Here is a 26779-nt window from a genome sequence, read left to right as displayed (position 1 = left end):
TGTTTCGTCTGCTTTGGGGTGGGGGGGTTCTTGTCTTTCGCGGGGGGGGGGGGGGGGGGGGGCGGGGCCCGCGGGGGGGGGGGGGGCCGCGGCACCGGCCCCCACCCGGACCTGCGGTCCGACCTCCCCACAAAGGGGGAGGTAGACGGCTGAGCTAAGCCCGCTAAAACAGCGCCTTCAGCTCGTCCAGCTTGTCGTTGACCAGCCAGCCGTAATAATTCTCCTCGGGCAGTTTGACCGCCTCACCCGCTGCGCGACGTCTGTCGTTTTCAACCTTCAGCGCATAGGCGCGCTGCTCGGGATTGCCGACATTGTAGAGCGTGGCGGTCAGCCCCGGATTGCCTGAGATGTCGAAGCCGGCAATGTTTTTGTAGGCGTCGACCGATTTTCTGATCGTCGCTGCGACGTAGGGCAATGTCAGATCCGGATCCATGATCGTCTTGTAGACCCCATTGGGGTCGCCGACATCGAGTTCGGGCAGCCCCGAAACCTTATGCACGAGATCGCTCATCTGCAGCGCGGTCAGCGGGTTGAGCTGGCCGAGGCCAAAGGTCTGGCCGGCATAATAGGGCTGGAAGAAGGTGGCGCCGAAGCGGTCGTTGGGAAAGCTTGTGCCGCCGACGGTCTTGCCGCGGAAGGAGCGGTTCCACACCTGCTCGCGGCATTCCCACAGGTCGTAGCTGTCCGACATTGTGCACTTCTTGAATTCCGGCCGCTGCACGAAATCGGTGATGTCCTCGCCGTCATAGGCGAAGGACAGCTTGCTGGAGAGGTAGGAAATCGCCTTGACGTAGTAGGTCTGCAGCCGGTCGTAGGCGTCGACATTGTAGGTGTGCTCGCCGACGATGGCGCCGACGATGTGCAAAGGATTGATGCCGTAGGCAGCGGCGGCCTTCCTGATCTTGGCGCGCAGTTCGGCGTCGTTCTGAAGCAAGGCGTAGACCTTGCGGTATTTGGCCTGGAAGGTGGTGTTGGTGGCCTGGGTGCGGCGGCTGGAGGCGCCCGGTATGTCAGGTTGCACGGCATTGCGGTTGCCCGCCGGCACCAGTGTCGCCGCGTCGGCCGCGAACAGCGTCGCCGCCAGCGTCAAGCCGAGAATGACAAGGATCAGTTTTTTCATGCGCCGCCGCCCAAGCAATTCCAGGAAAGTGTGAAACGGCTTTCCGTCCGGAATTGCGTCTAGAGAATTGCCGCGCAAACTAGGGAGTGCTCCCGGTCGAGTCGAGAGCGCCCCTGCAGCCGGCAAGACGAAAGGTGGTCCGATGATACCATCCGGCCACACATCAACCTGTTAGCCGGATTGTTGCCTAAGCATCGGCCCAAAGATCGAAACCGATTTTTGGAAAGTCCGATGCATCGATTCAATACTGCTAGAGCGACCTTTGCGTGTCCAAAGGACGCGCGGCGCTCTAATACCGGCGCCGGATGAACCGGCGCCCTCGTTTAAAGGATGAATCGCGACAAATCTGTGTTTCGCGAGAGGTCGCCGACATGCTTTTCCACATAGGCGGCATCGATGGCGACGCTGGTGCCGTTGCGGTCGGGCGCGTCGTAGGAGATCTCGTCCAGCACGCGCTCCATCACCGTCTGCAGGCGTCTCGCTCCGATGTTTTCGACGCTAGCGTTGAGGTCGACAGCGATGCCGGCCAGCGAATCGATGGCATCGTCGGTGAAGGTGAGGTCGACGCCTTCGGTCTTCATCAGCGCGATATACTGCTTGATGAGGCTGGCCTCGGTCTCGGTGAGGATGCGAATGAAATCGTCCTTCTCCAGCGCCCGCAACTCGACACGGATCGGCAGGCGGCCCTGCAATTCCGGCAACAGGTCGGACGGCTTGGAGACATGGAAGGCGCCCGAGGCGATGAACAGTATGTGGTCGGTCTTCAACGGTCCGTATTTGGTCGCCACCGTCGTGCCTTCGATCAGCGGCAGCAGGTCGCGCTGCACGCCTTCGCGCGAGACGCCGGCGCCCATGCCGCCTTCGCGCGAGGCGATCTTGTCGATCTCGTCGAGGAAGACGATGCCGTCATTTTCGGTCGCGTCGAGCGCCCGGCGCACCACCTCGTCCTGGTCGAGCAGCTTGTCGGACTCGTCGTTGACCAACAGCGCGTAGGACTCCTTGACCGTCGTCTTGCGCGCCTTGGTCTTCTTGCCACCCATCGCCTTCGACAGCATGTCGTTGATGTTGAGCACGCCGATATTAGCGCCCGGCATGCCGGGGATCTCGAAGCCGGGCATGCCGCCGGTGCCGGTGTCGGCAACCTCGATCTCGATCTCCTTGTCATCGAGCTCGCCGTCGCGCAGCTTCTTGCGGAAGGAATCGCGGGTCGCCGGGCTCGCCGTCTTGCCGACCAGGGCTTCCAGCACGCGCTCCTCGGCATTGAGGTGCGCGCGCGCCTTCACGTCCTCGCGCATCTTCTCGCGCACCAGGCCGATGGCGATCTCGACCAGGTCGCGGATGATCTGCTCGACATCGCGGCCGACATAGCCGACTTCGGTGAACTTGGTGGCCTCGACCTTGACGAAAGGCGCACCGGCGAGCCGCGCCAGGCGGCGCGAGATCTCGGTCTTGCCGACGCCGGTCGGGCCGATCATCAGGATGTTCTTCGGCATCACCTCTTCGCGCATCTGGCCTTCCAGCTGCTGGCGGCGCCAGCGGTTGCGCAAGGCAATGGCCACGGCGCGCTTGGCGTCCTTCTGGCCGATGATGAAGCGGTCGAGTTCCGAAACGATTTCACGGGGAGAGAAGGTGGTCATATCACTGAATTCCACTTTGCCACTGCTTGATGGACTCGAACGGATGCAGCAGCATGATCACGTTGAGCGTCAGATTGTCCCGGATGAGGTAGCCGACACCCAGTTCGAAGATGAGGGCGAGGCCGACGACCACCCATATAGGTAGCTTTCTGGCCATCACAAACCCCAGCACCATGGCCAGCGTGTCGGACACCGAATTGATGATGCTATCGCCATAGTAATCCAGCGAAATGGTGCCGGCGCGGTAGCGCTCGATGATGAACGGGCTGTTTTCCAGGAGTTCCCAGCCGCCCTCGATGACAACGGCGAAAGCCAGGCGCAGACCGATTGGCGAGCGCGGGAAGAGGAACCAGGCCAAGGCGTAGAACAGGAAGCCGTGGATGATGTGCGAGAACGTGTACCAGTCGGAAATATGCTGGGAATTCTCCGAACTGTTCACCACACCGTGCCAGAGTTTGACGTAACCGCAGGTGCAGATCGGCGTGCGGCCCATGCCGTAAAGCGCGCCGGCCTGGAAGATGAGCAGAGCGAGCACGAGCAGAAGCCCCATGCGCCAGCTGTCTTCATAGGCCGAGTAATTTTTGGCAGTGCCCGGTGTCGCCATCAACTCATTCCCCTTCTTCCGCGTCGCTCTCTTTGGCATCGACAGACATCAGCACGACGTCCCCATATCTAGAGTGTCTGCGATCGATAGCCCTGAAGCCCGCCTTTTCATAGGCGCGGATGGCGCGGCCATTGTCGGGATGCGGATCGATGATGACGCGCGGCGCGCCTTCCTCGAACAGTTGCTCAACGAATTGCCTGACGATAGCCGAGCCATGACCTTTGCCGACCAGGTCCGGCACGCCGATCGACAGGTCGATGCCGAGCGTGCCGAACGGCTGGTCGGCATAGGGATGGCCGTGTTCCAGATGCGGATCGTAGCTCTGCAGATAGGCGATCGGCCTGCCGTCGAGCTCGACGATCAGCGGCTCTACAGAAATAGAGTCGATGTGCTCCCGGATTTCGGCGATTTCCGTCTCCGGATCGTCCCACAATTCGGCGACATGCGGCTCGGCCAGCCAGCCGGCGATCATGGGCAGGTCTTTTTCGGCAACCGGTCGAAAATCATAGAGCACCGGCGGGTTAGCCGGCATCGAGCGTTTCGACAACAAAGTTGTTGTTGGTGTAGACGCAAATGTCGGAGGCGATCTGCATCGCCTTGCGGGCGATCTCCTCGGCATCCTTGTCGCTGTCCATCAGCGCGCGGGCAGCGGCCAGCGCATAGTTGCCGCCGGAACCGATGGCCATGACGCCGAATTCGGGCTCCAGTACGTCGCCGGTGCCGGTGAGCGCCAGCGAAACCGACTTGTCGGCCACCAGCATCATCGCTTCCAGCCGGCGCAGATAACGGTCGGTGCGCCAGTCCTTGGCGAGCTCGACGCAGGCGCGTGTCAACTGGTCGGGATATTGTTCGAGCTTGGCTTCGAGCCGCTCCAGAAGGGTGAAAGCGTCCGCTGTGGCGCCGGCGAAACCGGCAATGACATTGCCGCCCTTGCCGATGCGGCGCACCTTTTTGGCGTTGCCTTTCATGATGGTCTGGCCAAGGCTGACCTGGCCGTCGCCGGCGATCACCACCTTGTTGCCCTTGCGCACCGTCACGATGGTCGTGGCGTGCATACTCAGTTCATTGGACATTTTTAGCTCCGATTCGCGCGATCCCGATAAGGCGATTGGCGCGCGGTACGAGTGATTTCGATCGGCCATATGTATGCATGGGGCGGGTGATTGCAAACGGCGTACGCCATGGCCGGTGGCTGTCCGCATCGCAACTGGCAATCGCCGGATCATGCTGCTAGAAGGCTTTCGTTTTCAAGCAAATGACAGCTTGGAACCCCGTCTTGAGTTTCGAACCCCTCAGCCAAGGACAAGGTCATGGCGTCCCGTTCCGCCGAAGTCAGCCGCAAGACCAAGGAAACCGAGATCAGCGTCTCGGTCCATGTCGACGGCACCGGAAAATCCGACATGTCGAGCGGCGTCGGCTTCTTCGACCACATGCTGGACCAGCTGTCGCGCCACTCGCTGATCGACATCACGGTGAAGGCCAAGGGCGACCTGCACATTGACGACCACCACACGGTCGAGGACACCGGCATTGCGATCGGCCAGGCGCTGGCCAAGGCGCTGGGCGAGCGGCGCGGCATCATGCGCTACGCCTCTGTCGACCTTGCCATGGACGAGACGCTGACGCGGGCCGCGATCGACGTGTCGGGCCGTCCGTTCCTGGTCTGGAATGTCGCCTTCTCGTCGCCCAAGATCGGCACGTTCGACACCGAACTGGTGCGAGAATTCTTCCAGGCGCTGGCGCAGAATGCCGGCATCACGCTGCATGTCACCAACCATTATGGCGCCAACAACCACCATATTGCCGAGACCTGCTTCAAGGCGGTGGCGCGCGCGCTGCGTTTCGCACTGGAGCGCGACCCGCGCCAGCCGGAAGCGGTTCCCTCCACCAAGGGATCTCTGAAAGGGTAGGCTGATGGCCATCTATGTCGTGATGGAACCGCCAGGCCGCACCGAGGCGGCCGACGCAACCATTTTTGTCCGCGACGGTTTTTCCTGGCTGGCTTTCCTGGTGGCGCCGCTGTGGCTCGCTTGGCACCGGCTTTGGATCGAGGCCGCGCTCGCCTTCGTCGCCATGGGGCTCATCTCGGTGCTCGGCCAATGGCTGGGACTGGACTGGGCCGGCTCCGCACTGTCTTTACTGGTGTCGCTCTATATCGGGCTGGAAGGCCAAGGGTTGCGGCTCGCAGCGCTGCGCCGCGGCGGCTGGCATGAATGGGGCGTCGTCGAAGCCGACAATCCTGACGATGCCGACATCCGCCAGTCACTGGACGCCGAGGCGCTTGCCGATGAGCCGGCGCCGCTGCCGCGCATCGTGCCGGACGCCAGCCTGGCCCGGCCGGCGCAGACCGGGCTGACGCTGGGCCTGAGCCATACGCCGGGAAAAGCCTGAGATGCGGGTCGCGATCATCGATTACGGGTCGGGCAATCTGCGCTCGGCCACCAAGGCCTTCGAGCGCGCCGCGCATGAAGCCGGCATTGCGGCTGCCATCGAGCTGACCGCCGATGCCGAGCGTGTGCGCAGCGCCGACCGCATCGTTTTGCCCGGCGTCGGCGCCTATGCCGATTGCGCGGCGGGCCTGCGCGGCGTCGCCGGCATGTGGGAAGCGGTGGAAGAGGTAGCGATCGCCAAGGCGCGGCCGTTCCTCGGCATCTGCGTCGGCATGCAGCTGATGTCGGAGCGCGGCCTGGAAAAGACCGTGACCAAGGGCTTCGGCTGGATTGCCGGCGACGTCAAGGAGATCACGCCCGCCGATCCGGCACTGAAGATCCCGCAAATCGGCTGGAACACCATCGATCTGGAGCGCAAGCACCCGCTGTTTTCGGGTATTGCGACCGGGCCTAAGGGTCTGCACGCCTATTTCGTTCATTCCTACCATCTCGACGCGACAAGGCCGGACGAAGTGCTGTCCGTCGCCGATTATGGCGGCCCGGTAACGGCGGTGGTCGCGCGCGGTAACCTTGCCGGCACGCAATTCCATCCGGAAAAGAGCCAGGCGCTCGGCCTGGCACTGATCACCAACTTCCTGCGCTGGAGGCCTTGAGATGAGCAAGAAGGGCTACTGGATGGCGATGGTCGATGTGACCGATCCGGAAAACTATCCGAAATACATCGCCGCCAACAAAGCGGCGTTCGACAAATACGGCGCGAAATTCCTGACGCGAGGCGGTCAGTCGTCAAGCCCGGAAGGGCCATCCGGCAATCGCCATGTGATCGTCGAGTTCGAAAGCTACGAGGTCGCGCTGGCTTGCTTCCATTCCCCCGAATACCAGGCAGCGCTGAAATTCCGGCGCGCTTATTCGACCTCGCATTTCGCCATTGTGGAAGGGGTCTGAACGGTGATCCTGTTTCCGGCCATCGACCTCAAGGACGGCAAGTGCGTGCGGCTGAAGCACGGCGATATGGCGACCGCGACCATCTACAATGACGACCCTGCGGCCCAGGCCAAGGCCTTCGAAGAGCAAGGGTTTGAATGGCTGCATGTCGTCGACCTCAACGGCGCCTTCAAGGGCCAGAGCGTCAACAGCGCGGCGGTCGGCGCCATCCTCAAGGCGACGAAAAACCCGGTGCAGCTCGGCGGCGGCATCCGCACGCTGGCGCAGATCGAGGACTGGCTCGACCGCGGGCTGGCCCGCGTCATCCTCGGCACGGTGGCGGTGCGCGATCCCGACCTGGTCCGGGAAGCCTGCAAGGAATTTCCTGGAAAGATCGCCGTGGGCATCGACGCCAAGGGCGGCAAGGTGGCGGTCGAAGGCTGGGCCGAGGCCTCCAGCCTCGGCGTCATCGAACTGGCGCAGAAATTCGAAGGCGCCGGCGTTGCCGCCATCATCTACACCGACATCGACCGCGACGGCGTTCTGACCGGCATCAACTGGGACGCCACGATCGATCTCGCCGACGCGGTGTCGATCCCGGTCATCGCCTCGGGCGGGCTGGCCTCGATCGCCGACATCGTGCGCATGACCATGCCCGACGCAAAGAAACTCGAAGGCGCCATCTCCGGCCGCGCGCTCTATGACGGGCGCATCGATCCGGCCGAGGCGCTTGCGGTGCTGCAGGGCAAGGCGATGGAGGCCCGATCTTGAAGATCTCCATCATCCTGGCCTCCTATGACAGCGGCCACTATCACGGCGGCATGGGCCGAGGCCCGGATGCACTCGTCGCCGGCGGGCTGGTCGACGCGCTGACGCTCTCCGGGCATGACGTCGTCGTCACCGATATCGGCAGGGTTGGCGACGAACAGCAGCGCGAGATCGCCACCGGCTTTGCCGTGTGCGGCGCCGTCTCCGGCGAGGTCCGCATCGCCATAGACCGCAGCCGGTTTCCCATCGTGCTGGCCGGCAATTGCCTGACATCGGCCGGTGCGGTTGCCGGCGAGGATGCCGATGCGATCATCTGGGCCGACCAGCATGGCGATCTCAACACGCCGGAGACGTCCATCTTCGGCTTTCTCGACGGCATGGCGCTGGCCACGGTTCTCGGCCTGTGCTGGAAGCCGATGGCCTCGGCCATCCCCGGCTTCAAGCCGATCGATCCGGCGCGCTGCGTGCTGGTCAACGCGCGCGATCTCGATCCGGCCGAAACAGAGCTGTTGAAGACGTTGCCGGTCATCCGCACCGAATGCCCGGACTGGGCCACGGCGAGCGGCAGGCTGAAGGCGCCGGATGCGAAGCGGGTGCACCTGCATCTCGATCTCGACGTGCACGACCCCGGGGCGCTGCAGGCCAACCGCTACACCACGCCCGGCGGCCCGGAGCCGAAACAGCTGCGCCAGGCTGTCTGCGGCATGGCCGGCCTGCTGCCGATTTCCGGCATCACCATTTCCGCCTACGATCCGGCGTTCGATGCGCAGGCCGAGGTTCCGCCGCTGGTCGGCGAACTGCTCAGCGAGTTGCTGGCGACGATGGAGAAGGGCTGATGCTGAAGGCCCGAGTCATCCCTTGCCTCGACGTCAAGAACGGCCGCGTCGTCAAGGGCGTCAATTTCGTCGACCTCATCGATGCCGGTGATCCGGTCGAGGCGGCCAAAGCCTATGACGCGGCCGGCGCTGACGAGCTTTGCTTTCTCGATATCACCGCGTCGTCCGACAACCGTGAAACCATCTTCGACGTCGTCGCCCGCACCGCCGAACAATGCTTCATGCCGCTGACCGTCGGCGGCGGCGTGCGCCAGGTGGCCGATATTCGCAAACTGTTGCTGGCCGGCGCCGACAAGGTGTCGATCAACACTGCGGCGGTGAAGAACCCCGATTTCGTCGCGGAAGCCGCCGACAAGTTCGGCAACCAGTGCATTGTCGTCGCCATCGACGCCAAGAAGGTGTCGGCACCCAATGAAGCCGACCGCTGGGAGATCTTCACCCATGGCGGCCGTGAAAAGACCGGCATCGATGCGGTCGAGTTTGCGCGAAAAATGGTCGATCGCGGCGCTGGCGAGATCCTGCTGACCTCGATGGACCGCGACGGCACCAAGGCCGGTTACGACATTGCGCTGACCCGCGCGATAGCGGATGCGGTGCGCGCGCCGGTCATCGCGTCGGGCGGCGTCGGCACGCTCGACCATCTGGTCGAGGGCATTCGCGACGGCCACGCCGGCGCCGTGCTCGCGGCCTCGATCTTCCATTTCGGCACTTACACGATTGCGGAAGCCAAGGCGCATATGGCCGAGGCCGGGCTACCGATGCGGCTGGACTACCCGGTTCAATCCACTCCACAAAGGCTGTAGGCTGCGCCATGGCTGAATTTTCGCTGTCCGATCTGGAAACGATCATTGGCGAACGCGCCCGTTCCGGCGACCCGGACTCGTGGACGGCAAAACTGTTCGCCAAAGGCATCGACAAGGCGGCGCAGAAGCTTGGTGAAGAGGCAGTCGAGACCGTCATTGCCGCCGTCAAGGGCGACAAAAATGCCCTCGTTTCCGAAAGTGCCGATCTCATATATCATTGGCTCGTCGTGCTTGGCATGGCCGGCGTTTCGCTGGGCGAGGTGCTGAAGGAGCTTGAGGGCCGTACCGGCCGTTCGGGCGTCACTGAAAAGGCATCCCGGCCGAAAGGCTGACCGCTAGAGCCGGATGATTTCGGGCCGAGGCCTTAAATCTGAATCCGTCTCTAAATTGATAGAGGGAGCATGATGTCGCCCGAAAACCGCTTCACACTTTTCGGCCTCATGCTCTAGAGGGCAGGAAACTCGATGGACCAGCTCGCTCCGACCGAGAAATATTCCCCCTATCGTTTCTTCTCGGCCGAGCAATGGTCGAACTTCCGCGCCGACACGCCGATGACGCTGGGCGAAGACGAGATCAACCGTCTGCGCTCACTGAACGATCCGGTCGACCTGGAAGAAGTCAAGCGCATCTATCTGTCGCTCTCGCGGCTGCTTTCGGCGCATGTCGAGGCCAGCCAGTTGCTGTTTCGCCAGCGCCAGGCCTTCTTCAACGCGCTGGATGTGGTCAAGACACCGTTCATCATCGGCATTGCCGGTTCGGTTGCGGTCGGCAAATCGACCACGGCGCGCGTGCTGAAGGAGCTTCTGGCGCGCTGGCCGTCGAGCCCCAAGGTCGATCTCATCACTACCGACGGGTTCCTGCTGCCCAACAAGGTGTTGCGACGCGACAATCTGATGGAGCGCAAGGGCTTTCCCGACAGCTACGATGTCGGTGCGCTGCTGCGTTTCCTGTCGGGCATCAAGTCGGCCCAGCGCAATGTCCGCGCGCCCGTCTATTCGCATTTGACCTATGACGTCATTCCCGGCGAGTTCGTCACCATCGACCGGCCAGACATTCTGATCTTCGAAGGCATCAACGTTCTGCAACCCGGCAAATTGCCGAAGGACGGCAAGATAGTGCCGTTCCTGTCGGATTTCTTCGATTTCGCCATTTATATCGACGCCGACGAAAAGCTGATCCACCAATGGTACATCGCCCGCTTCATGCGCCTGCGCGAGACGGCCTTCCGCAATCCGGACTCCTTCTTCCACCGCTATTCGCAGCTTTCGGAAGACGCCGCGCGTGCCATTGCGGAAGGCTTGTGGGCCAACATCAACCTGAAAAACCTGCGCGAGAACATCGTGCCGACACGAGCGCGGGCCGACCTCATCCTGCGCAAGGGCGCCAATCATCTGGTCGAGGAAGTGGCGCTCAGGAAACTGTGACGACTGGGTTAACGGCGCCTTAGGCAATCCCGGCTAGTTTTTGCTGCAATTCCAGCGGGTCGGGAGCAAGCGGTGATCAATGCGAGCGATGCCGGGGGCCGCCAAGCCCCGGTCTATTCCCTGGTCATTCCGATCTTTAACGAGGAAGCGGTGCTACCGCTGCTGGTGCGGCGGATCCGCATGCTGCTGGACGCGCTGGACGGCCGTGCCGAAGCGATTTTCATCGACGATGGCAGCCGCGACACCAGCCTCATCTTCCTGCGCGGCATGGTTGCCGAGGACGACCGCTTCCGGCTGATCGAGCTGTCGCGCAATTTCGGCCACCAGATCGCCATCACGGCCGGCATGGATGCTGCCGCCGGGGACGCCGTCATCGTCATGGATGCCGACCTGCAGGACCCGCCGGAGGTGGTGCTCGATCTCGTCGCCAAGTGGAAAGAAGGCTACGAGATCGTCTATGCGCGGCGCATCCGGCGCGAGGGCGAAACCTGGTTCAAGCGGGTCAGCGCCAATCTGTTCTATCGCGCGCTCGAGCAGATGACCTCCGTCAGCATTCCGCGCGATGTCGGCGATTTCCGCCTCGTCGGCCGCAAGGCGCTCGAGACTTTCAAACGCATGCCCGAGCGTGACCGCTTCGTGCGCGGCATGTTCGGCTGGATGGGTTTCAAGCAGACCGCCGTGCCGTTCGAGAGGCCGACGCGGGCAGCAGGCGAAACCAAATATCCGTTCTGGAAGATGGTGCGGCTGGCCGTGCACGGTATCATCAGCTTTTCCGACAAGCCGCTGCGGCTGGCGCTGTGGGCGGGTCTGGCCATTTCCGGCCTCGCCGCCCTGCTTGGGCTCTACGCGGTGTTTTCCTGGCTTTTTGTCAGCGGCGTCGTCCATGGCTGGACATCGACGGTGGTGATCATTTCCTTCTTGTCGGGCATCAATCTGCTGATGACCGGCGTCATCGGCCTTTATGTTGGCGGCATTCATGCCGAGGTGAAACGGCGGCCGCTTTACGTCGTCGACCGGCTGACCGGCTTCGAGGAAGCGATCGCCGCCATCAGCAATTCCCAGGCGTCGAAAAAGACGCCGCCCGCGACGCACGAACGCCGGTTCGGTTGACTGTGCGCCAGGCGGTCAACGATCCTTTGCCCGGCTACCGGTTCTGGTCATGGGCCATGGGCCGTTCGGAGCCGGCGCGAATCCTGCGGTTTGCTACAATCGGCGGCGTATCAACCCTGATCTACGCCGTGCTGACCTTGGCCCTTTCGGCTCTGCATGGCTTTGGCAGGCCTGCGACAATCGCCTCGGTCGCTGGCTATGGCGCCGGCGCGGTGTTCTCCTATTGCGGGCATCGCTTCGTGACGTTCATGTCGGACGGCTCGATTGGCTTCGAGATCGTCCGCTTCGCCTGCGCCACGGCGATCGGGTTTCTGCTCTCGGTCGGGCTGGCCATGATCCTTACCGACGTAGCTGGACTGCCGCCATTGGTGCCAGTGGCAATCGCTTCCATCCTGGTTCCGGTCCTGAACTTCATTATCCTGCGCAAATTCGTCTTCGTGGCGGCCCGATGAGTACGGAGATCCGCACTTCGCTCATCGAGAGATCCGCCCTGACTTCGGCCCAGGGCAGCTCGCGAACGCTGCCACCGACCAGGGTCATCTGCCTGCTCGTGCTGGTGGCGGCCGTGCCCTGGCAGATGCGCTGGGGCGTCATACCCGACACCAGTTGGGCAATCACCATGTCCGAGAAGGTGCTTGCCGGCTCACGGCTCTATGTGGATCTCTTCGAGGTCAATCCGCCGTTCACGCCGTGGATGTTCATGCCGGCCGTGGCCTTGGCGCACGCTCTCGGCATTTCGCCGGAAGTCGTCATTCATCTCTATGCCTATACGATCTGCCTGCTGGGTCTCGGCATTGCCGCACGGATCGCTAGATTGGCCGGCTTTGCCGAGAACCATGTGCTGTTCTCGATGCTGCCGCTGTTTCTGGCACTGCTGATCATTCTTCCGGGCAACGCTTTCAGCGAGCGGGAACATCTGGGCATCGCCCTGTTTCTGCCGTTGCTGGTGTTGATGGCTTGGCGCGCCGCGCCGACGGAAGGGCGCACGCCGAGCTTGTCGATAGCGGCATTGGCCGGCCTTTGTGGCAGCGTCCTGGTGCTGGTGAAACCCTATTATGCGCTGATGGTGCTGGTTCCGGCGCTGTACGTGGCCTTTCAGCGCCGGTCGATCTGGTCGCTCTTCCGCATCGAATACTGGGTAATCGGCTTGGTCTGCGTCGCCTATCTCGTCGCCGTGCTGTACTTTTATCCAGAGTTCCTCAACACCATCTATCCGGTGCTGACCGACACCTATATGCGGCTGCGGGTGGTGCAAGCGCTGTTGGTCAAGTATGCACCAGCCTATCTCGTCGCTCTCTACATGTTACGCTCGCTTCGGCCAGGCCTCTCCCTGTCGCCGATGATCGTGGTGTTCGTCCTGGCGTCATTGGCCGCCACCGTGCCTCTCGTCTACCAGGCCAAGGGCTGGCCTTATCATGCATTCCCGGCGATCAGCCTGATAGCGGCGGCGTTGCTGCTCAGAGCCATCCAGATTGACCCAGCGAGGCAATCGCTATCGGGCATGGGGCTGGCGCGGATGCTTTTGCTTGCCGCCACCATTTTGGCCAATGCTGTCCCCTTCTGGCCCAGCCAGAAGCCCAGCGCCGATTTCGTCGCGACGATAAATGCCGCGGTAGACCATCCGAAGGTCGCGCTCATAGGTTCGGACATTGCGGCGGGCCATCCGCTGACGCGAATGGTCGGCGGGAGCTGGATCTCGACGTACTGCAGCGATTGGCTCGGGGGATTTGCTACCTATTTCGCGAAGGTCGAGGCGCAAAGCGGCAACGAGGCGGGGGCCGAACACTACAAGCGGATCACCGATCGCTACATCGATGACAAGCTTGCCCAACTCGAAACCAACCAGCCATCGCTGGTCATTGTGCAGAAGGAGGACATCTTGTGGCTGACCGAGCTTTCCGGCCGGCAGGATTTCGTCCGCTTCATGCAACACTATCGCCAGATCGCGGAGGACGATACGTTGAGGGTCCTTGTTCGCGACGACTTTAGCCGGGCTCCGTCACCCGCCGCAGCGTCAGATTGATGCGGCCGCCATTCTTCAGCAGCGCCGAGGTCGACGGATAGATGCGGTCGACGCCGTGTAAGCAGAGCCGGCCTTCGCCGCCGAGCACGACGACGTCGCCGCTTTTCAGGCGGAACGATTTGGTGCCGCCGTCGCGTGTGGCCCCCCTGCCCGTCACTTGGCCGACCCGGAACAGGCAATCGTCGCCAAGTGACACCGAGACCACTGGGGCCGAGAAATCGGCTTCGTCGCGATCCTGGTGCAGACCCATTTTGGCGTCCTGCGTATAGAAATTGACCAGGCAGGCCTCCGGCGGATTCGGATAGGCGGCGACCTCCCGCCACAATTGCAGCAGCGCGTCCGGGATCGGCGGCCATGGCTCTCCGGTGAGTGGGTGCGTTGGCTGGTAGCGATAGCCCAGCTCCTTGTCAGTGACCCAGCCGAGCGAGCCGCAATTGGTCATGCGCACGCTCATCTCCTTGCCGGTCCGCGGCATCGCCGGCACGTACAGCGGCGCCCGCTGTACAATTGTCCTCACCTCTTCCACCAGCGCTTCCTGCGCCGCGCGGGACAGATAGCCGGGCATATGGCGGACGCCTTTGGGCAGAACGAGCATGACTTCGCCTCCGGTTGATACTGAAACCATGCCACCGCCAATCAGAAACGGCGACCCGAAAGCCACCGTTGTCGGTCTCCCTTGCTGTGGCAATGGTGAAACCTTGCGTCTGCGGTTCCGAAGGGGAGGCCGCTTTATGCACGCAGTCGGCGCGGTCCTTAGTCGTTCTCTACCCGGCCGCGCAGCTTTTTGATCGTGCCGCGCCCTGCCTTGCTTTGCAGCCGCCGCTCCACCGAGCCTTTCGACGGCCTGGTCTTCTTGCGCGGCGGCGGCGGCGGTTCCGCGGCCTTGGCGACCAGCGCCGTCAGCCTTGCCCGGGCATCGGCCCGGTTCTGCTCCTGGGTGCGGAAGCGGCCGGCCTCGATGACGATGACGCCGTCCTTGGTGGCGCGCTGGCCGGCGAGCTTGATCGTGCGCGCGCGCACGCGTTCGGACAGGCCAGCCGCATTGGCGGCGTCGAAGCGCAACTGGACCGCGGTCGCCACCTTGTTGACGTTCTGGCCGCCGGGACCCGACGAGCGGATGAAATCCTCGTGCAGGTCGCCCGGGTGGATTACGGCCTCGTCTGATATGATGATGTCGTCGATAGGCATACCGCAGTCATGGCGCGGCGGACCAAAAAAGAAAAGGCCCGATCGAGACCGCGCCTTTCAAGGATGCTTCGGTGAAGATGTCTCGACTATTCCGCAGCTTCCTGCAGGCGGGGTGCTGCGCCGAGCACGACGGCATCGACATGGCTCTCGAATTTCTCGAAGTTGACGGCGAACATGCCGACCAATCGCGCTGCCTGCCGGTCATAGGCTGCCTTGTCGGCCCAGGTCGAACGCGGGTCGAGAATGGCGCCGTCGACGCCAGGCACAGCAACCGGCACCTCGAAGCCGAAATTGGCGTCGGTGCGGAAACCGGACGCCTTCAACGAACCGTCAAGCGCTGCGGCCAGCAAGGCGCGCGTCGCCTTGATCGGCATACGCTTGCCGGTGCCGTAGGCGCCGCCGGTCCAGCCGGTGTTGACCAGCCAGCAATCGGCGCCGTGGCGGGCGATCAGCTCGCGCAGCAGATTGCCGTATTCCTTGGGGTGGCGCGGCATGAACGGGGCGCCGAAGCAGGTCGAGAACGTCGCTTCCGGCTCGGTAACGCCTTTCTCGGTGCCGGCCACCTTGGCGGTGTAGCCGGAGAGGAAGTGATACATCGCCTGCGCCGGGGTCAGCCGTGCGATCGGCGGCATGATGCCGAAGGCATCGGCGGTCAGCATGATGATGTTTTTCGGGTGGCTGGCCCGTCCGCTCTTCGAGGCATTGGGGATGAAATCCAGCGGATAGGCGCAGCGCGTGTTTTCGGTGAGCCGGCCGTCGTTGAAGTCCGGCACGCGGTCGGCGTCGAGCACGACATTTTCCAGCACCGTGCCGAAACGCTGCGTGGTGGCGAAAATCTCCGGCTCGGCCTCGGCCGACAGCCGGATCGTCTTGGCGTAGCAGCCGCCTTCGAAGTTGAAGATGCCGTGCGGTCCCCAGCCGTGCTCGTCGTCGCCGATGAGCGTACGTGACGGATCGGCCGACAGCGTCGTCTTGCCCGTCCCGGAAAGCCCGAAGAAGATCGCTGCGTCGCCGCCCGGGCCCTCATTGGCCGAGCAGTGCATCGGCATGACGCCCTTTTCCGGCAGCAAATAGTTGAGCATGGTGAACACCGACTTCTTCATCTCGCCGGCATAGGAAGTGCCGCCGATCAGCACGATCTTGCGGGCGAGATCGACCGCAATCACCGTATCGGTGCGGCTGCCGTGACGGGCCGGATCGGCGCGGAAGGACGGCAGGTCGATGATCGTCATCTCCGGCACGAAATCCTCGAGCTCGGCGGCCTGCGGGCGGATCAAAAGATTGCGGATGAACAGCGAGTGCCAGGCGAATTCGGTGATGATCCGCGTCGGCAGCTTCAGCTCGGCATCGGCGCCGCCGATCAGGTCCTGGACATAAAGGTCCCTGTCGGCCGCATGGGCAAGGAAATCGGCAAGCAATGTTTCGAACTGAGCCGGCGAAATCGCCTTGTTGTTATCCCACCAGATATGCGGCTCGGTGGCACTGTCGCGGACGACAAACTTGTCCCTGGGCGAGCGGCCGGTGTGCTGGCCGGTCTCGGCAAGCAGCGCGCCATGCGCGGTCAGCCTTGCCTCGCCACGGCGGATCGCGTCCTCGTACAGCGCCGCGGCACCGAAATTATAACGCACCGTTCCGGTAGTTTTCAGTCCGATGCGATCGATCGCGCAGGCGGAATTGCGTTTGCCGACTTCCGACATCAAGGGTACCTTCTTCTGGAATCGCCGCACTTTGCCGTCGTATTTCCGGCAGGCCCGCGAAGTGGGCTAAGATGGTCAGAACCAGAAAACCCAAATGATATCAAATCATTAATCGATTTAAAAAAATTGAAAGTTGTTTAAATCGTTTATATATGCAAAAAATTACAGTGGTTACCCAAAGGATTGGCCAGGGTCAGGCTTCCAATCTGCATAGAGGTGCGGGATGGGTCACCGGCAAGCCTTCCGTGACAGCGGACGGAGCCTGTGCCACATTTTGTACCTAATTTGTCCTGCAAAAGCCCTTTCTCTTATCGAAGAAGGGACAGCTCATGAGGGAGCCGCTTGAAATGGCAACAATCGCGCTTGTCGATGACGACCGCAACATTCTGACATCGGTGTCGATCGCCCTCGAGTCCGAGGGGTATCGCGTCGAGACCTACACGGATGGTGCGTCGGCGCTGGAAGGCCTGGCGGCGCGGCCGCCGAATCTCGCCATCCTCGACATCAAGATGCCGCGCATGGACGGCATGGAGCTGTTGCGCCGGATGCGGCAGAAGTCCGACCTGCCGGTGATCTTCCTGACCTCGAAGGACGATGAGATCGATGAGCTTTTCGGCCTCAAGATGGGCGCCGACGATTTCATCCGCAAACCGTTCTCGCAGCGCCTGCTGGTCGAGCGGGTGCGCGCCGTGCTGCGCCGCGCCAGCGCCCGCGAAGCTGCGGCAAAGGCGCCCAGCCAGCAGGCCCGTTCGCTGGAACGCGGCCAGCTCGTCATGGACCAGGAACGCCATACCTGCACCTGGAAGGGCGAGCCGGTGACGCTGACGGTCACCGAATTTCTCATCCTGCACTCGCTGGCGCAGCGCCCCGGCGTGGTAAAAAGCCGTGATGCGCTGATGGATTCGGCCTATGATGAGCAGGTCTATGTCGACGACCGCACCATCGATAGCCACATCAAGCGGCTGCGCAAGAAGTTCAAGGCCGTCGATGACGACTTCGAAATGATCGAAACCCTTTACGGAGTCGGATACCGGTTCCGCGAAGCTTGAGTTGATGCATGTCGCCCAAAAGTGGTCGCGTTTATGGGACGACGACATGCATAAAACCAAAGACTAGGCGGGAGCTGCTATTCGATGGCAGTGGATGTACAGCGGAGCAGACGAACGAGCGCTGTCAGGCGGTCGCGGATTCTGCCCGCATTCCTGTCGAGGTTGACGGTGCCGATGCGCCGCTTCCTCGGCCACCACATCTTTTCCAGCCTGACCCGGCGCATCCTGTTCCTCAACCTGGCCGGCCTCGCCGTGCTGGTCACCGGCATCCTCTATCTCAACACCTTCCGCGACGGGCTGATCGACGCCCGCGTCGAAAGCCTGATGACGCAGGGCGAGATCATCGCCGGCGCCATTGCCGCGTCGGCAACGGTCGAGACCGATTCGATCAGCATCGATCCGGAAAAACTGCTCGAACTGCAGGCCGGTGAAAGCCTGGGGCCGGGCTCAGACCAGCTCGACAATCTGGATTTCCCGATCAATCCCGAGCGCGTCGCGCCGGTGCTGCGGCGGCTGATTTCGCCGACGCGCACCCGGGCCCGCATCTATGACCGCGACGCCAATCTGCTGCTCGATTCGCGCCATCTCTATTCGCGCGGCCAGATCCTGCGCTACGACCTGCCGCCGGTCGAGGACGAGCAGCCGGATATGCTGGAGCGCGTGCAGAAATTCGTCTTCGACTTCTTCCGCAACAAGGACCTGCCCGTCTACCACGAGCAGCCCGGCGGCAACGGTGCGGCCTTCCCGGAAGTGGTCAAGGCGCTGACCGGCAGTCCATCGACGATCGTGCGGGTGAGCGAACAGGGCGAGCAGATCGTTTCCGTGGCGGTGCCGATCCAGCGCTTCCGCGCCGTTCTCGGCGTGCTGATGCTGTCGACGGAAGGCGGCGACATCGACAAGATCGTCGCCGCCGAGCGCAAGGCTATTTTGCGCGTGTTCGGCATCGCCGCCCTGGTCACCGCCATCCTGTCGATGCTGCTCGCATCCACCATCGCCAATCCGCTGCGCCGGCTATCGGCGGCGGCAGTGCGGGTGCGGCGCGGCGTCAAGAGCCGCGAGGAGATCCCCGACTTTTCCGACCGCCAGGACGAGATCGGCAATTTGTCGGTCGCGGTGCGCGACATGACCAACGCGCTCTATGCCCGCATCGAGGCGATCGAAAGCTTCGCCGCCGATGTCTCGCACGAGCTGAAGAACCCGCTGACCTCGCTGCGCAGCGCGGTGGAGACCTTGCCGCTGGCCAAGAACGACAATTCACGCGGCAGGCTGATGGAGATCATCCAGCACGATGTCCGGCGTCTCGACCGGCTGATCACCGACATTTCCGATGCCTCGCGCCTCGACGCCGAACTGGCGCGTGAGGATGCCGCCACGGTCGATTTGAAGAAATTCATTACCGATCTCGTCGCCGTGTCGCGCGAAGCGACGCGCAACAAAAAGGCTGTCGAGATCGAATTCAAGGCCGCCAAGCTGCCGCAAGGCGTCAAAGGCTATTTCGTCACCGGCCATGATCTGAGGATCGGCCAGGTCATCACCAATCTGATCGAGAATGCCCGCTCCTTCGTGCCGGAGGACCACGGCCATATCGCCATTTCCCTGGCACGCTCGGGCAAGGTCAACATCGTCACCGTCGACGACAACGGCCCCGGAATCCGCGCCGACGCCATCGACCGCATCTTCGAGCGCTTCTACACCGACCGCCCGGCGGGCGAGGCGTTCGGCCAGAATTCGGGGCTTGGCCTGTCGATATCCAGGCAGATCGTCGAAGCCCATGGCGGCACGCTGACCGCCGAGAACATCCCCGGCACCAAGCCCGGCGACATCAAGGGCGCGCGCTTCGTCGTTACGCTGCCGGCCGAAGGCTGATCGCGGCTGCGCATGCCCGATCCCACCGCGGAACCCGAGAACATCCATGCCACCGCAGTCCTGATTGGCGAGCGGGGCGTCCTGATCACCGGGCCGTCCGGCTCGGGCAAGACAACGCTGGCGCTGGCGCTCATCGACCATTTCAGCCGGCTCGGGCTGTTTGCGCGGCTGATCGGCGACGACCAGCTGTTTGTCGCGGCGCGTTTCGGGCGGCTGGTCTGCCATGCGCCCGCCAGCATTGCCGGCCTCGCAGAGGTGCCCGGGCTTGGTCCGAAGCCGCTTTTGTTCCAACCTGTGGGGGTCATCGACCTGGCAATCCGGATGGTTTCCGCAGACGCGATCGCGCGTTTCCAGGAAGAGTCGACCGCGACCATTGCCGGCTGTGTGGTGCCGCGCATCGACCTCGTTCAGCGCAACGTCACTGCGGCTTTGCCGGCGGTAATGGCGCGGCTGGCGATTGCGCCTTTCGTATGATCCGCCGCCGGTTTTTTGCTGCAATGCGTCAAATTGGCCATGGCTGACGCAATTTTGGGCTTGTCAACGCGCCGCGCGTCGACAAGATAGCGCTCCCGCCGCCTGGGATGGCCGGCGAGCATAAAAAGCGCCTGTGAAGCGGCGATGACGGGAGCCACCATAGAATGATCGGACTCGTGCTTGTAACGCACGGTCAACTGGCCGCCGAGTTCCGCCATGCCGTGGAACATGTCGTGGGGCCACAAGACAATTTCGAAACCGTGGCAATCGGCGCCGATGACGATATGGAGCAGCGTCGGCGCGATATCGTCGACGCCGTCGGCCGCGTCGACACCGGGACCGGGGTCATCGTTCTGACCGATATGTTCGGCGGCACGCCTTCCAACCTCGCCATTTCGGTGATGGAATCCGGTCGCACCGAGGTCATCGCCGGCATGAACCTGCCGATGCTGATCAAGCTGTCATCGATCCGCAAGGGCGACAACATGGCGACCGCGCTCGACGAGGCGCAGGCCGCGGGGCGCAAATACATCAACGTCGCAAGTCAGCTGCTGAGCAGCAAATGAACGCGCTGTCGCCCGGTGAGATCGTGCGCGAGTTCCCGATCGTCAACCAGCGCGGCCTGCATGCGCGCGCCTCGGCGAAGTTCGTCCAGGTCGCCAGCGGCTTCGACGCCACCGTCCATGTCGAGAAGGATGGTCTCAAGGTCGGCGGCACCTCGATCATGGGGCTGATGATGCTGGCGGCGAGCCCCGGTTATTCGATCCGCGTCACCGCCAGCGGCGCTGAAGCCGCAGCGGCGATGGACGCGCTGGAGCAGCTGGTCGCCTCGCGCTTCGGCGAAGAGTGCTGAAGTTTTTGCTTTGAACGCCGTTGCCCCAAACCGCGGGATACTTTTGGGCGGCATGCATCCCCGTAAACACATACGCGCATAAAGATTTCTTTATATCCCATTGTCGTCTTGGCGGCGATCTGCTAGTCAGGCCGGCATTCCGCGCCCTTCGACGCGCCGTGTGGCGCAGGCGCATTCTGAAGACAAATCACACCGGAGCACTGCCATGACAGGTAGCAAGGACTATGTGGTCGCCGACATCTCGCTTGCCGGCTGGGGCCGCAAGGAACTCGATATCGCCGAAACCGAAATGCCGGGCCTGATGGCCTGCCGCGAGGAATTCGGCGACAAGAAGCCGTTGAAAGGTGCGCGCATCACCGGATCGCTGCACATGACCATCCAGACCGCGGTGCTGATCGAGACGCTGAAGGCGCTTGGCGCCGATATCCGTTGGGCCTCGTGCAACATCTTCTCGACCCAGGACCATGCGGCCGCAGCCATCGCCGAGGCCGGCATCCCGGTGTTCGCCGTCAAGGGCGAGTCGCTCGAGGAGTATTGGGACTACACCGACAGGATCTTCCAGTGGGCCGATGGGGGCCTCTCCAACATGATCCTCGACGATGGCGGCGACGCCACCATGTACATACTGATCGGCGCCCGCGCCGAAGCCGGCGAGGACGTGCTGTCCAACCCGCAGAGCGAGGAAGAGGAATACTTCTACGCCCAGGTCAAGAAGCGGCTGAAGGCTTCGCCCGGGTTCTTCACCAAGCAGAAGGAAGCCATCCGCGGCGTCACCGAAGAGACGACCACGGGTGTCAACCGACTCTACCAGCTGCAGAAGAAGGGCCTGCTGCCCTTCCCGGCGATCAACGTCAACGACTCGGTCACCAAGTCGAAGTTCGACAACAAATATGGCTGCAAGGAATCGCTGGTCGACGGCATCCGCCGCGGCACCGACACCATGATGGCCGGCAAGGTTGCGGTCGTCTGCGGCTATGGCGACGTCGGCAAGGGCTCGTCGGCTTCGCTCAAGGGCGCCGGCGCCCGCGTCAAGGTCACCGAAGTCGATCCGATCTGCGCGCTGCAGGCGGCGATGGACGGCTTTGAAGTCGTCACGCTGGAAGATGCCGCACCGACCGCCGACATCGTCATCACCACCACCGGCAACAAGGATGTGGTCACCCTCGACCACATGCGCTCGATGAAGGACATGGTGATCGTCGGCAATATTGGCCACTTCGACAATGAGATCCAGGTCGCGTCGCTGCGCAACCTGCAATGGACCAACGTCAAGCCGCAGGTCGACATGATAACCTTCCCGGACGGCAAGCGGATGATCCTGCTGTCCGAGGGGCGCCTGCTCAACCTCGGCAACGCGACCGGTCATCCGAGCTTCGTGATGTCGGCTTCGTTCACCAATCAGGTGCTGGCGCAGATCGAGCTCTACACCAAGCCCGGCCAGTACCAGAACCAGGTCTATGTGCTGCCCAAGCACCTCGACGAGAAGGTGGCGCGTCTGCATCTCGACAAGCTTGGAGCCCGCTTGACCGAACTTTCCGGCGAACAGGCCGCCTATATCGGCGTGACCCCGCAGGGTCCGTTCAAGCCGGAACACTACCGCTATTAGCCAAAGCGGCGTTTACCACTAGATATTGAAGCCGGGCGATTGACTTTTCGCCCGGCTTCTTTTTTGCGCGGATGATTCTTCACGCCGATTCCAGCACGCGCTATTGTGCTGATTCGTGGGCCGGGGACGAGGCCGGCGTACGCATCGAGAGCATGATTCGAACCGAAGGACCGCGTCAGCGAAAAGTGGGAAGCGGTTTTCGGAAAAGATCATGCCCTTTAGAAAAGAGTTAGGTCAGAAGGGCGTTTCCATCAAACGTGATCCTGATCTAGGCGGTCTTGCATTCAGGCGGCGAAGAGGACCAAGGCATGCCGGGGGAAAACCCGCCTCGCGCGGGATCGGCCGTTTCCGGCGGCCATGACGATTCCGATAGCAATGGCTCCGTCACGACAGGCGGTGGCCTGAAGAGGCGCGTTGGCGCCCGCACCGCCGGCTTTCTTGCCACCTCAGCTCTTGCCGGCCCGCTCACCTCGTTTGCCGCCCATGCCGAGCCGGCCATTGCGCAGAAGGCCGGACTGTCGGTCAGCGCGGTCGAAGTCATCCAGCTCGCCATGTTCGTCGGCGTCATGGGCGCGGCACTGGTCTCGGCCATCTTCCTGATCCGCGAAAGAGCCCGCACCTCGGCGCAGAATGTCGAACTCAGAGCCCGCATTGCCGACATCAATGCGGCGCTGCAGCGCTCCGAGGCGCTGCTCAATCTGCGTGACCAGCGCGTCATCGTCTGGGCGTCGGAGAACAAGAAGCCGGAGCTGATCGGCACGCTGCCGCTGGAAAGCGGTGCGCCGGACGACCGTGCAGCCTTCCTCGCCTTCGGCCGCTGGCTGATGCCGCGCTCGGCGGCGGCGCTCGAAAATGCCGTCGCTGGTCTGCGCGAGAAAGCGAAACCCTTTGATCTCGTGATCGAATCGCAGGCCGGGGCGCCGCTTGAAGTGCATGGCCGCAAGAGCGCCGCGCATGTGCTGGTGCGCTTCGTCTCGCTGTCGGAGACGCAGCGAAGCCAGGCCAGGCTGAAGATCGAGAACCAGCGGCTGGCCGCCGACTACGAGACGATGATCGGCCTGCTCGACGCCTTGCCGATGCCGGCCTGGCTGCGCGCCACCGACGGGCGGCTGAAATGGGTCAACCGTGCCTATGCCGGAGCGGTCGAGGCACCGAACGCCGAGACCGCGGTGCGCGAAGCCAAGGAATTCCTCGGCGCCCAAGCGCGCGAACAGATCGCCGCGCAGCACAAATCGCGCCCGATCTTCGAACAGACGCTGTCGACGGTGATCGAGGGCGACCGCCGGGTGTTCGCCGTCACCGACTTCGCCGGTGCCGACGGCTCGGCCGGTCTTGCCTGCGACACCAGCGCCACCGAAACCATTCGCGGCGAATATGAGCGCACGGTGCGCAGCCATGCCGACACGCTCGACCAGCTCAACACGGCGGTGGCGATCTTCGATGCCAACGAGAAGTTGCGCTTCTTCAACCAGGCGTTCCAGAAACTGTGGGGGCTGGACCCGGGCTTCCTGCACAGCGCGCCCGACAATGCGCTGCTGCTCGACCGGCTGCGCAGCGAAGGCAAGATCGCCGAGCAGCCGGAATGGCGGCGCTGGAAAGAAGGCCTGCTTGGCGCCTACCGCGCGGTGGAATCGCAAGAGCATTGGTGGCATCTGCCCGACGGCAAGACCATCCGCGTGGTGGCCAACCCGCAGCCGAAGGGCGGCGTGACCTGGGTGTTCGAGAACCTGACCGAGAAGATGGACCTCGAAAGCCGCTACCAGACGGCGGTGCGGGTCCAGGGCGAAACGCTCGACAATCTGGCCGAAGGCGTCGCCGTGTTCGGTCCCGATGGGCGGCTGCGCCTGTCGAACCCGGCCTTTGTCGCGCTGTGGGGACTGAGCCAGGATGTGATCAAGCCCAACGTCCATGTCTCGGCGATCCGCGATCTCAGCGACCAGCGCGCCGTCGACAGCCCGTGGGGCGGGTTCGTCGCCGCCATCACCGGTTTCGACGACGAGCGCCGCGACCGCCATGGCCAGACCGAACTGAAGAACGGCACAGTGCTCAGCTACGCCGTCATCCCGCTGCCCAACGGCCAGGTGATGATGACCTTTGTGGACGTCACCGACAGCGTCAATGTCGAGCGCGCGCTGAAGGACAAGAACGAAGCGCTGCAGAAATCCGACCAGCTGAAGAACGAGTTCGTGCAGCATGTCTCCTACGAGCTGCGCTCGCCGCTGACCAACATCATCGGCTTCACCGAGCTTCTGTCGCTGCCGGCGACCGGGCCGCTCAGCCCAAAGCAGCGCGAATATGTCGAGCATGTCGGCTCGTCATCCTCGGTGCTGCTCACCATCGTCAACGACATACTCGACCTCGCCACCGTCGACGCCGGCATCATGCAGCTCGACATTTCGGAAGTAAGCGTCGAGCGCACCATCGAGGCCGCGGCCGAACTGGTCGCCGACCGGCTGCAAGAGCATTCGATCAAGCTCCGGATCGACGCCGCTGCGGCGCCGAAGAGTTTTCACGGCGACGAGACCCGGGTTCGCCAGATCCTCTACAATCTGCTCAGCAACGCCGCCAATTACGCGCCGGAGGCGAGCACTATCACGCTTGCCTGCCGGCATTTGGAGCAAGGTGTGGAATTCTCCGTCCATGACAACGGCCCCGGCATGCCGCCGGACCTGCTCGATTCGGTGTTCCGCCGCTTCGAGCCGCGCACCAATGGCGGGCGCCGGCGCGGTGCGGGCTTAGGCCTGTCGATCGTCAAGAGCTTTGTCGAGCTGCACGGCGGCAGCGTGCGCATCGAGACCGGCAAGGACAAGGGCACCACCGTCATCTGCACCTTCCCCGATGCACCGTCGGGCATCCGCGCCGCGGCCGAGTAGCGCGCTCGATGACCGTTGTTGTGCTGGAGCGTTTTCTCGCCGACGAGGCTGCGACCGCAAGGCTCGGCGAGGACCTGGCCATGGCGCTGCGGCCGGGCGACGTGCTGGCGCTCAAGGGCGATCTCGGCGCCGGCAAGTCGACGCTGGCGCGGGCCCTGATCAGGGCGCTGGCCGACGATGCCGGCCTCGATGTGCCGAGCCCTACCTTCACCTTGGTGCAAAGCTACGACACGCGCATCCCCGTGCACCATTTCGATCTCTATCGCCTGTCCTCGGCCGGCGAGATGGACGAGCTGGGTTTCGACGAGGCGCTGCTGCAGGGCGCTGCCCTTGTCGAGTGGCCGGAACGGGCGGAGGCCGCTCTGCCCAGGACGTCGATCTGGATCGAACTCGTCCATCAGGGCGAAGGCCGCCTGGCGAAACTATCGGGCCAAGGCGTTGCCTTCGAACGCGTGGCCCGATCGCTGGCGATGCGCGATTTCCTCAAAACGGCCGGTTGGGGCGACGCCGCGCGGCGCCATTTCGTCGGCGACGCCTCGGCGCGCTCCTATGAGATCGTCTCGCGCGCCGGCCTTGCGCCGCGCGTGCTGATGAATTCGCCGCGGCTGGTGCTGGGGCCGCCGGTGCGCGACGGCAAGCCCTATGCCGTGATCGCCCACACCGCGCAGTCGGTCACCGCCTTCGTCGCCATCGACAAGGCGCTGCTGGCGCAAGGTGTCAGTGTCCCAAAAATCCATGCCGAGGATCTCGAGCAAGGGTTTCTGCTGCTGGAGCATCTGGGCTCGGAAGGTTTTCTCGACGGCAATGGTGAGCCGGCGGCCGAGCGCTACACGGCAGCAGCCGAATTGCTGGCCATGATGCATGGCAAGACCTGGCTGCAGCGCATGGAAGCCGTCCCAGGCGTCTTCCACGAGGTGCCGCCCTTCGATCGCGACGCCATGCTGATCGAAGCCGATCTCTTGGTCGATTGGTATGTGCCGATGGTGACCGGCAGCCCGGCAAGCGAGGCTTTACGCGCCGGCTATCACAGGGAATGGAACGCGGTTCTCGATCGGCTGGACACACAGGAATACACGCTGATGCTGCGCGACTTCCATTCGCCCAACATCATCTGGCGCGGTGACCGCAAAGGCCACGACCGCCTCGGCATCGTCGACGTCCAGGACGCGCTGATGGGTCCGGCGGCCTATGACGTTGCGTCGCTGGCCATGGATGCCCGCGTCACCGTTTCGCCCGATATCGAGCAGCGGACCGTGGACGCCTATGTCGCTGCGCGCCACGCCGCCGGCGGCTTCGATGAGGACGCCTTCCGCGCGGCCTATGCGATCATGGCGGCGCAGCGCAATTCGAAGATCCTCGGCATTTTCGTGCGGCTCGAAAAGCGCGACGGCAAGCCCTATTATCTCCGACACCTGCCGCGCATCCGCGATTATCTCAGGCGGGCGCTGGCGCACCCGGCGCTGGCTCAGCTGAAGGAGTTTTACATGGCACATGGCCTGCTGGAGGAACGGCTCCCGTGACCTTGACCACAGCG

At 63.2% G+C, this 26779-nt stretch carries 28 protein-coding genes; 20 read left to right on the top strand and 8 right to left on the bottom strand.

Annotated features, from left to right (window positions below; translation table 11 throughout):
- Positions 1 to 163 precede the first annotated feature (163 nt).
- The 5 genes from NKI64_RS20905 to hslV form a co-directional block, all read right to left on the bottom strand.
- Positions 164 to 1120 carry a DUF1402 family protein gene (locus tag NKI64_RS20905; RefSeq protein ID WP_352669710.1) on the bottom strand — a complete coding sequence of 319 codons (957 nt, stop codon included), beginning with the start codon at positions 1118 to 1120 and terminating at the stop codon, positions 164 to 166.
- Positions 1121 to 1443: 323 nt separating this feature from the next.
- The gene (gene hslU, locus NKI64_RS20900) at positions 1444 to 2757 is read right to left on the bottom strand and encodes an ATP-dependent protease ATPase subunit HslU (protein ID WP_023672325.1); all 1314 of its coding nucleotides are present in this window, start codon (positions 2755 to 2757) and stop codon (positions 1444 to 1446) included.
- Between the two features lies 1 nt (position 2758).
- Positions 2759 to 3361 carry a DUF2585 domain-containing protein gene (locus NKI64_RS20895; RefSeq protein WP_023672324.1) on the bottom strand — a complete coding sequence of 201 codons (603 nt, stop codon included), beginning with the start codon at positions 3359 to 3361 and terminating at the stop codon, positions 2759 to 2761.
- 4 nt (positions 3362 to 3365) lie between these two features.
- Positions 3366 to 3893 carry a GNAT family N-acetyltransferase gene (locus NKI64_RS20890; protein ID WP_352669707.1) on the bottom strand — a complete coding sequence of 176 codons (528 nt, stop codon included), beginning with the start codon at positions 3891 to 3893 and terminating at the stop codon, positions 3366 to 3368.
- Complete coding sequence (hslV, locus tag NKI64_RS20885) at positions 3883 to 4434, bottom strand: ATP-dependent protease subunit HslV (protein ID WP_023672322.1); 552 nt, start codon at positions 4432 to 4434, stop codon at positions 3883 to 3885. Before hslV ends, NKI64_RS20890 begins: the two co-directional genes overlap by 11 nt.
- Before the next feature lie 237 nt (positions 4435 to 4671).
- Here hslV and hisB point away from each other — a divergent pair, with 237 nt between their 5' ends.
- The 12 genes from hisB (at position 4672) to NKI64_RS20825 (ending at position 13639) form a co-directional block, all read left to right on the top strand.
- Positions 4672 to 5271 (top strand): imidazoleglycerol-phosphate dehydratase HisB, encoded by a 600-nt coding sequence (gene hisB, locus NKI64_RS20880; protein WP_023672321.1) that lies wholly within the window; start codon positions 4672 to 4674, stop codon positions 5269 to 5271.
- 4 nt (positions 5272 to 5275) lie between these two features.
- Positions 5276 to 5752, top strand: coding sequence for a DUF2628 domain-containing protein (locus tag NKI64_RS20875; RefSeq protein WP_023739747.1), 477 nt, complete (start codon positions 5276 to 5278; stop codon positions 5750 to 5752).
- A gap of 1 nt (position 5753) precedes the next feature.
- Positions 5754 to 6404, top strand: a complete 651-nt coding sequence (hisH, locus tag NKI64_RS20870) for an imidazole glycerol phosphate synthase subunit HisH (RefSeq protein WP_352669704.1) — start codon at positions 5754 to 5756, stop codon at positions 6402 to 6404.
- Position 6405: 1 nt separating this feature from the next.
- Positions 6406 to 6696: a DUF1330 domain-containing protein gene (locus NKI64_RS20865; protein ID WP_023672318.1), complete on the top strand. Its 291-nt coding sequence runs from the start codon at positions 6406 to 6408 to the stop codon at positions 6694 to 6696.
- A 3-nt stretch (positions 6697 to 6699) separates the two neighbouring features.
- Positions 6700 to 7446, top strand: coding sequence for a 1-(5-phosphoribosyl)-5-[(5-phosphoribosylamino)methylideneamino]imidazole-4-carboxamide isomerase (hisA, locus tag NKI64_RS20860; RefSeq protein ID WP_023834609.1), 747 nt, complete (start codon positions 6700 to 6702; stop codon positions 7444 to 7446).
- The gene (locus tag NKI64_RS20855) at positions 7443 to 8279 is read left to right on the top strand and encodes an arginase family protein (RefSeq protein WP_352669700.1); all 837 of its coding nucleotides are present in this window, start codon (positions 7443 to 7445) and stop codon (positions 8277 to 8279) included. Before hisA ends, NKI64_RS20855 begins: the two co-directional genes overlap by 4 nt.
- Positions 8276 to 9082 carry an imidazole glycerol phosphate synthase subunit HisF gene (gene hisF / locus NKI64_RS20850; RefSeq protein ID WP_023695992.1) on the top strand — a complete coding sequence of 269 codons (807 nt, stop codon included), beginning with the start codon at positions 8276 to 8278 and terminating at the stop codon, positions 9080 to 9082. The genes NKI64_RS20855 and hisF overlap by 4 nt, the downstream gene beginning before the upstream one ends.
- Before the next feature lie 8 nt (positions 9083 to 9090).
- Complete coding sequence (locus NKI64_RS20845; protein WP_023672314.1) at positions 9091 to 9414, top strand: phosphoribosyl-ATP diphosphatase; 324 nt, start codon at positions 9091 to 9093, stop codon at positions 9412 to 9414.
- Between the two features lie 132 nt (positions 9415 to 9546).
- Positions 9547 to 10506 (top strand): type I pantothenate kinase, encoded by a 960-nt coding sequence (coaA, locus tag NKI64_RS20840; protein WP_023672313.1) that lies wholly within the window; start codon positions 9547 to 9549, stop codon positions 10504 to 10506.
- Between the two features lie 72 nt (positions 10507 to 10578).
- Positions 10579 to 11616 carry a glycosyltransferase family 2 protein gene (locus NKI64_RS20835; RefSeq protein ID WP_352669697.1) on the top strand — a complete coding sequence of 346 codons (1038 nt, stop codon included), beginning with the start codon at positions 10579 to 10581 and terminating at the stop codon, positions 11614 to 11616.
- A gap of 2 nt (positions 11617 to 11618) precedes the next feature.
- A complete protein-coding gene (locus NKI64_RS20830) occupies positions 11619 to 12068 on the top strand; it encodes a GtrA family protein (protein ID WP_050588575.1) in 450 nt (149 codons plus the stop codon).
- Positions 12065 to 13639, top strand: a complete 1575-nt coding sequence (locus NKI64_RS20825; RefSeq protein WP_352669694.1) for a hypothetical protein — start codon at positions 12065 to 12067, stop codon at positions 13637 to 13639. The genes NKI64_RS20830 and NKI64_RS20825 overlap by 4 nt, the downstream gene beginning before the upstream one ends.
- Here NKI64_RS20825 and NKI64_RS20820 read toward each other — a convergent pair.
- The 3 genes from NKI64_RS20820 to NKI64_RS20810 form a co-directional block, all read right to left on the bottom strand.
- On the bottom strand, positions 13602 to 14234 hold the full coding sequence (locus tag NKI64_RS20820; RefSeq protein ID WP_352669690.1) for an alpha-ketoglutarate-dependent dioxygenase AlkB family protein: 633 nt from the start codon (positions 14232 to 14234) through the stop codon (positions 13602 to 13604). The two genes, NKI64_RS20825 and NKI64_RS20820, sit on opposite strands and share 38 nt — an antisense overlap.
- A 158-nt stretch (positions 14235 to 14392) precedes the next feature.
- A complete protein-coding gene (gene arfB, locus NKI64_RS20815; RefSeq protein WP_023672309.1) occupies positions 14393 to 14827 on the bottom strand; it encodes an alternative ribosome rescue aminoacyl-tRNA hydrolase ArfB in 435 nt (144 codons plus the stop codon).
- A gap of 86 nt (positions 14828 to 14913) precedes the next feature.
- Entirely contained in the window at positions 14914 to 16524 is a 1611-nt protein-coding gene (locus NKI64_RS20810) for a phosphoenolpyruvate carboxykinase (protein ID WP_352669687.1), read from the bottom strand.
- Between the two features lie 347 nt (positions 16525 to 16871).
- Here NKI64_RS20810 and NKI64_RS20805 point away from each other — a divergent pair, with 347 nt between their 5' ends.
- The 8 genes from NKI64_RS20805 to tsaE all read left to right on the top strand — a co-directional run bounded on the left by NKI64_RS20805 (position 16872) and on the right by tsaE (position 26765).
- Positions 16872 to 17573 (top strand): response regulator transcription factor, encoded by a 702-nt coding sequence (locus NKI64_RS20805; RefSeq protein WP_010912942.1) that lies wholly within the window; start codon positions 16872 to 16874, stop codon positions 17571 to 17573.
- Positions 17574 to 17657: 84 nt separating this feature from the next.
- Positions 17658 to 19439: a sensor histidine kinase gene (locus NKI64_RS20800; protein WP_023672307.1), complete on the top strand. Its 1782-nt coding sequence runs from the start codon at positions 17658 to 17660 to the stop codon at positions 19437 to 19439.
- Between the two features lie 12 nt (positions 19440 to 19451).
- Positions 19452 to 19913, top strand: coding sequence for an HPr kinase/phosphorylase (locus NKI64_RS20795; protein ID WP_352595151.1), 462 nt, complete (start codon positions 19452 to 19454; stop codon positions 19911 to 19913).
- Between the two features lie 164 nt (positions 19914 to 20077).
- Positions 20078 to 20479 (top strand): PTS sugar transporter subunit IIA, encoded by a 402-nt coding sequence (locus tag NKI64_RS20790; RefSeq protein WP_023672304.1) that lies wholly within the window; start codon positions 20078 to 20080, stop codon positions 20477 to 20479.
- The gene (locus tag NKI64_RS20785; protein WP_023672303.1) at positions 20476 to 20766 is read left to right on the top strand and encodes an HPr family phosphocarrier protein; all 291 of its coding nucleotides are present in this window, start codon (positions 20476 to 20478) and stop codon (positions 20764 to 20766) included. Before NKI64_RS20790 ends, NKI64_RS20785 begins: the two co-directional genes overlap by 4 nt.
- Before the next feature lie 205 nt (positions 20767 to 20971).
- Positions 20972 to 22372: an adenosylhomocysteinase gene (gene ahcY / locus NKI64_RS20780; RefSeq protein WP_023681401.1), complete on the top strand. Its 1401-nt coding sequence runs from the start codon at positions 20972 to 20974 to the stop codon at positions 22370 to 22372.
- 308 nt (positions 22373 to 22680) lie between these two features.
- Complete coding sequence (locus NKI64_RS20775) at positions 22681 to 25245, top strand: sensor histidine kinase (protein ID WP_023672300.1); 2565 nt, start codon at positions 22681 to 22683, stop codon at positions 25243 to 25245.
- 8 nt (positions 25246 to 25253) lie between these two features.
- Positions 25254 to 26765, top strand: a complete 1512-nt coding sequence (gene tsaE, locus NKI64_RS20770; protein ID WP_023681400.1) for a tRNA (adenosine(37)-N6)-threonylcarbamoyltransferase complex ATPase subunit type 1 TsaE — start codon at positions 25254 to 25256, stop codon at positions 26763 to 26765.
- The last annotated feature ends 14 nt before the right edge of the window (positions 26766 to 26779 follow it).

The organism is Mesorhizobium sp. M0478, from assembly GCF_040321305.1.
Lineage (GTDB): Bacteria > Pseudomonadota > Alphaproteobacteria > Rhizobiales > Rhizobiaceae > Mesorhizobium.
This window is presented reverse-complemented; position numbering and strand designations above follow the sequence as displayed.

Coding starts and splice junctions, on each gene's coding strand:
- arfB (WP_023672309.1), bottom strand. CDS start 14,827: ATGCCTATCGACGACATCATCATATCAGACGAGGCCGTAATCCACCCG.
- hisH (WP_352669704.1), top strand. CDS start 5,754: ATGCGGGTCGCGATCATCGATTACGGGTCGGGCAATCTGCGCTCGGCC.
- NKI64_RS20905 (WP_352669710.1), bottom strand. CDS start 1,120: ATGAAAAAACTGATCCTTGTCATTCTCGGCTTGACGCTGGCGGCGACG.
- NKI64_RS20825 (WP_352669694.1), top strand. CDS start 12,065: ATGAGTACGGAGATCCGCACTTCGCTCATCGAGAGATCCGCCCTGACT.
- NKI64_RS20800 (WP_023672307.1), top strand. CDS start 17,658: ATGGCAGTGGATGTACAGCGGAGCAGACGAACGAGCGCTGTCAGGCGG.
- hslV (WP_023672322.1), bottom strand. CDS start 4,434: ATGTCCAATGAACTGAGTATGCACGCCACGACCATCGTGACGGTGCGC.
- hisB (WP_023672321.1), top strand. CDS start 4,672: ATGGCGTCCCGTTCCGCCGAAGTCAGCCGCAAGACCAAGGAAACCGAG.
- NKI64_RS20875 (WP_023739747.1), top strand. CDS start 5,276: ATGGCCATCTATGTCGTGATGGAACCGCCAGGCCGCACCGAGGCGGCC.
- NKI64_RS20805 (WP_010912942.1), top strand. CDS start 16,872: ATGGCAACAATCGCGCTTGTCGATGACGACCGCAACATTCTGACATCG.
- NKI64_RS20775 (WP_023672300.1), top strand. CDS start 22,681: ATGCCGGGGGAAAACCCGCCTCGCGCGGGATCGGCCGTTTCCGGCGGC.
- hslU (WP_023672325.1), bottom strand. CDS start 2,757: ATGACCACCTTCTCTCCCCGTGAAATCGTTTCGGAACTCGACCGCTTC.
- NKI64_RS20790 (WP_023672304.1), top strand. CDS start 20,078: ATGATCGGACTCGTGCTTGTAACGCACGGTCAACTGGCCGCCGAGTTC.
- NKI64_RS20895 (WP_023672324.1), bottom strand. CDS start 3,361: ATGGCGACACCGGGCACTGCCAAAAATTACTCGGCCTATGAAGACAGC.
- NKI64_RS20845 (WP_023672314.1), top strand. CDS start 9,091: ATGGCTGAATTTTCGCTGTCCGATCTGGAAACGATCATTGGCGAACGC.
- NKI64_RS20795 (WP_352595151.1), top strand. CDS start 19,452: ATGCCCGATCCCACCGCGGAACCCGAGAACATCCATGCCACCGCAGTC.
- coaA (WP_023672313.1), top strand. CDS start 9,547: ATGGACCAGCTCGCTCCGACCGAGAAATATTCCCCCTATCGTTTCTTC.
- NKI64_RS20810 (WP_352669687.1), bottom strand. CDS start 16,524: ATGTCGGAAGTCGGCAAACGCAATTCCGCCTGCGCGATCGATCGCATC.
- NKI64_RS20890 (WP_352669707.1), bottom strand. CDS start 3,893: ATGCCGGCTAACCCGCCGGTGCTCTATGATTTTCGACCGGTTGCCGAA.
- ahcY (WP_023681401.1), top strand. CDS start 20,972: ATGACAGGTAGCAAGGACTATGTGGTCGCCGACATCTCGCTTGCCGGC.
- NKI64_RS20820 (WP_352669690.1), bottom strand. CDS start 14,234: ATGCTCGTTCTGCCCAAAGGCGTCCGCCATATGCCCGGCTATCTGTCC.
- NKI64_RS20865 (WP_023672318.1), top strand. CDS start 6,406: ATGAGCAAGAAGGGCTACTGGATGGCGATGGTCGATGTGACCGATCCG.
- NKI64_RS20785 (WP_023672303.1), top strand. CDS start 20,476: ATGAACGCGCTGTCGCCCGGTGAGATCGTGCGCGAGTTCCCGATCGTC.
- tsaE (WP_023681400.1), top strand. CDS start 25,254: ATGACCGTTGTTGTGCTGGAGCGTTTTCTCGCCGACGAGGCTGCGACC.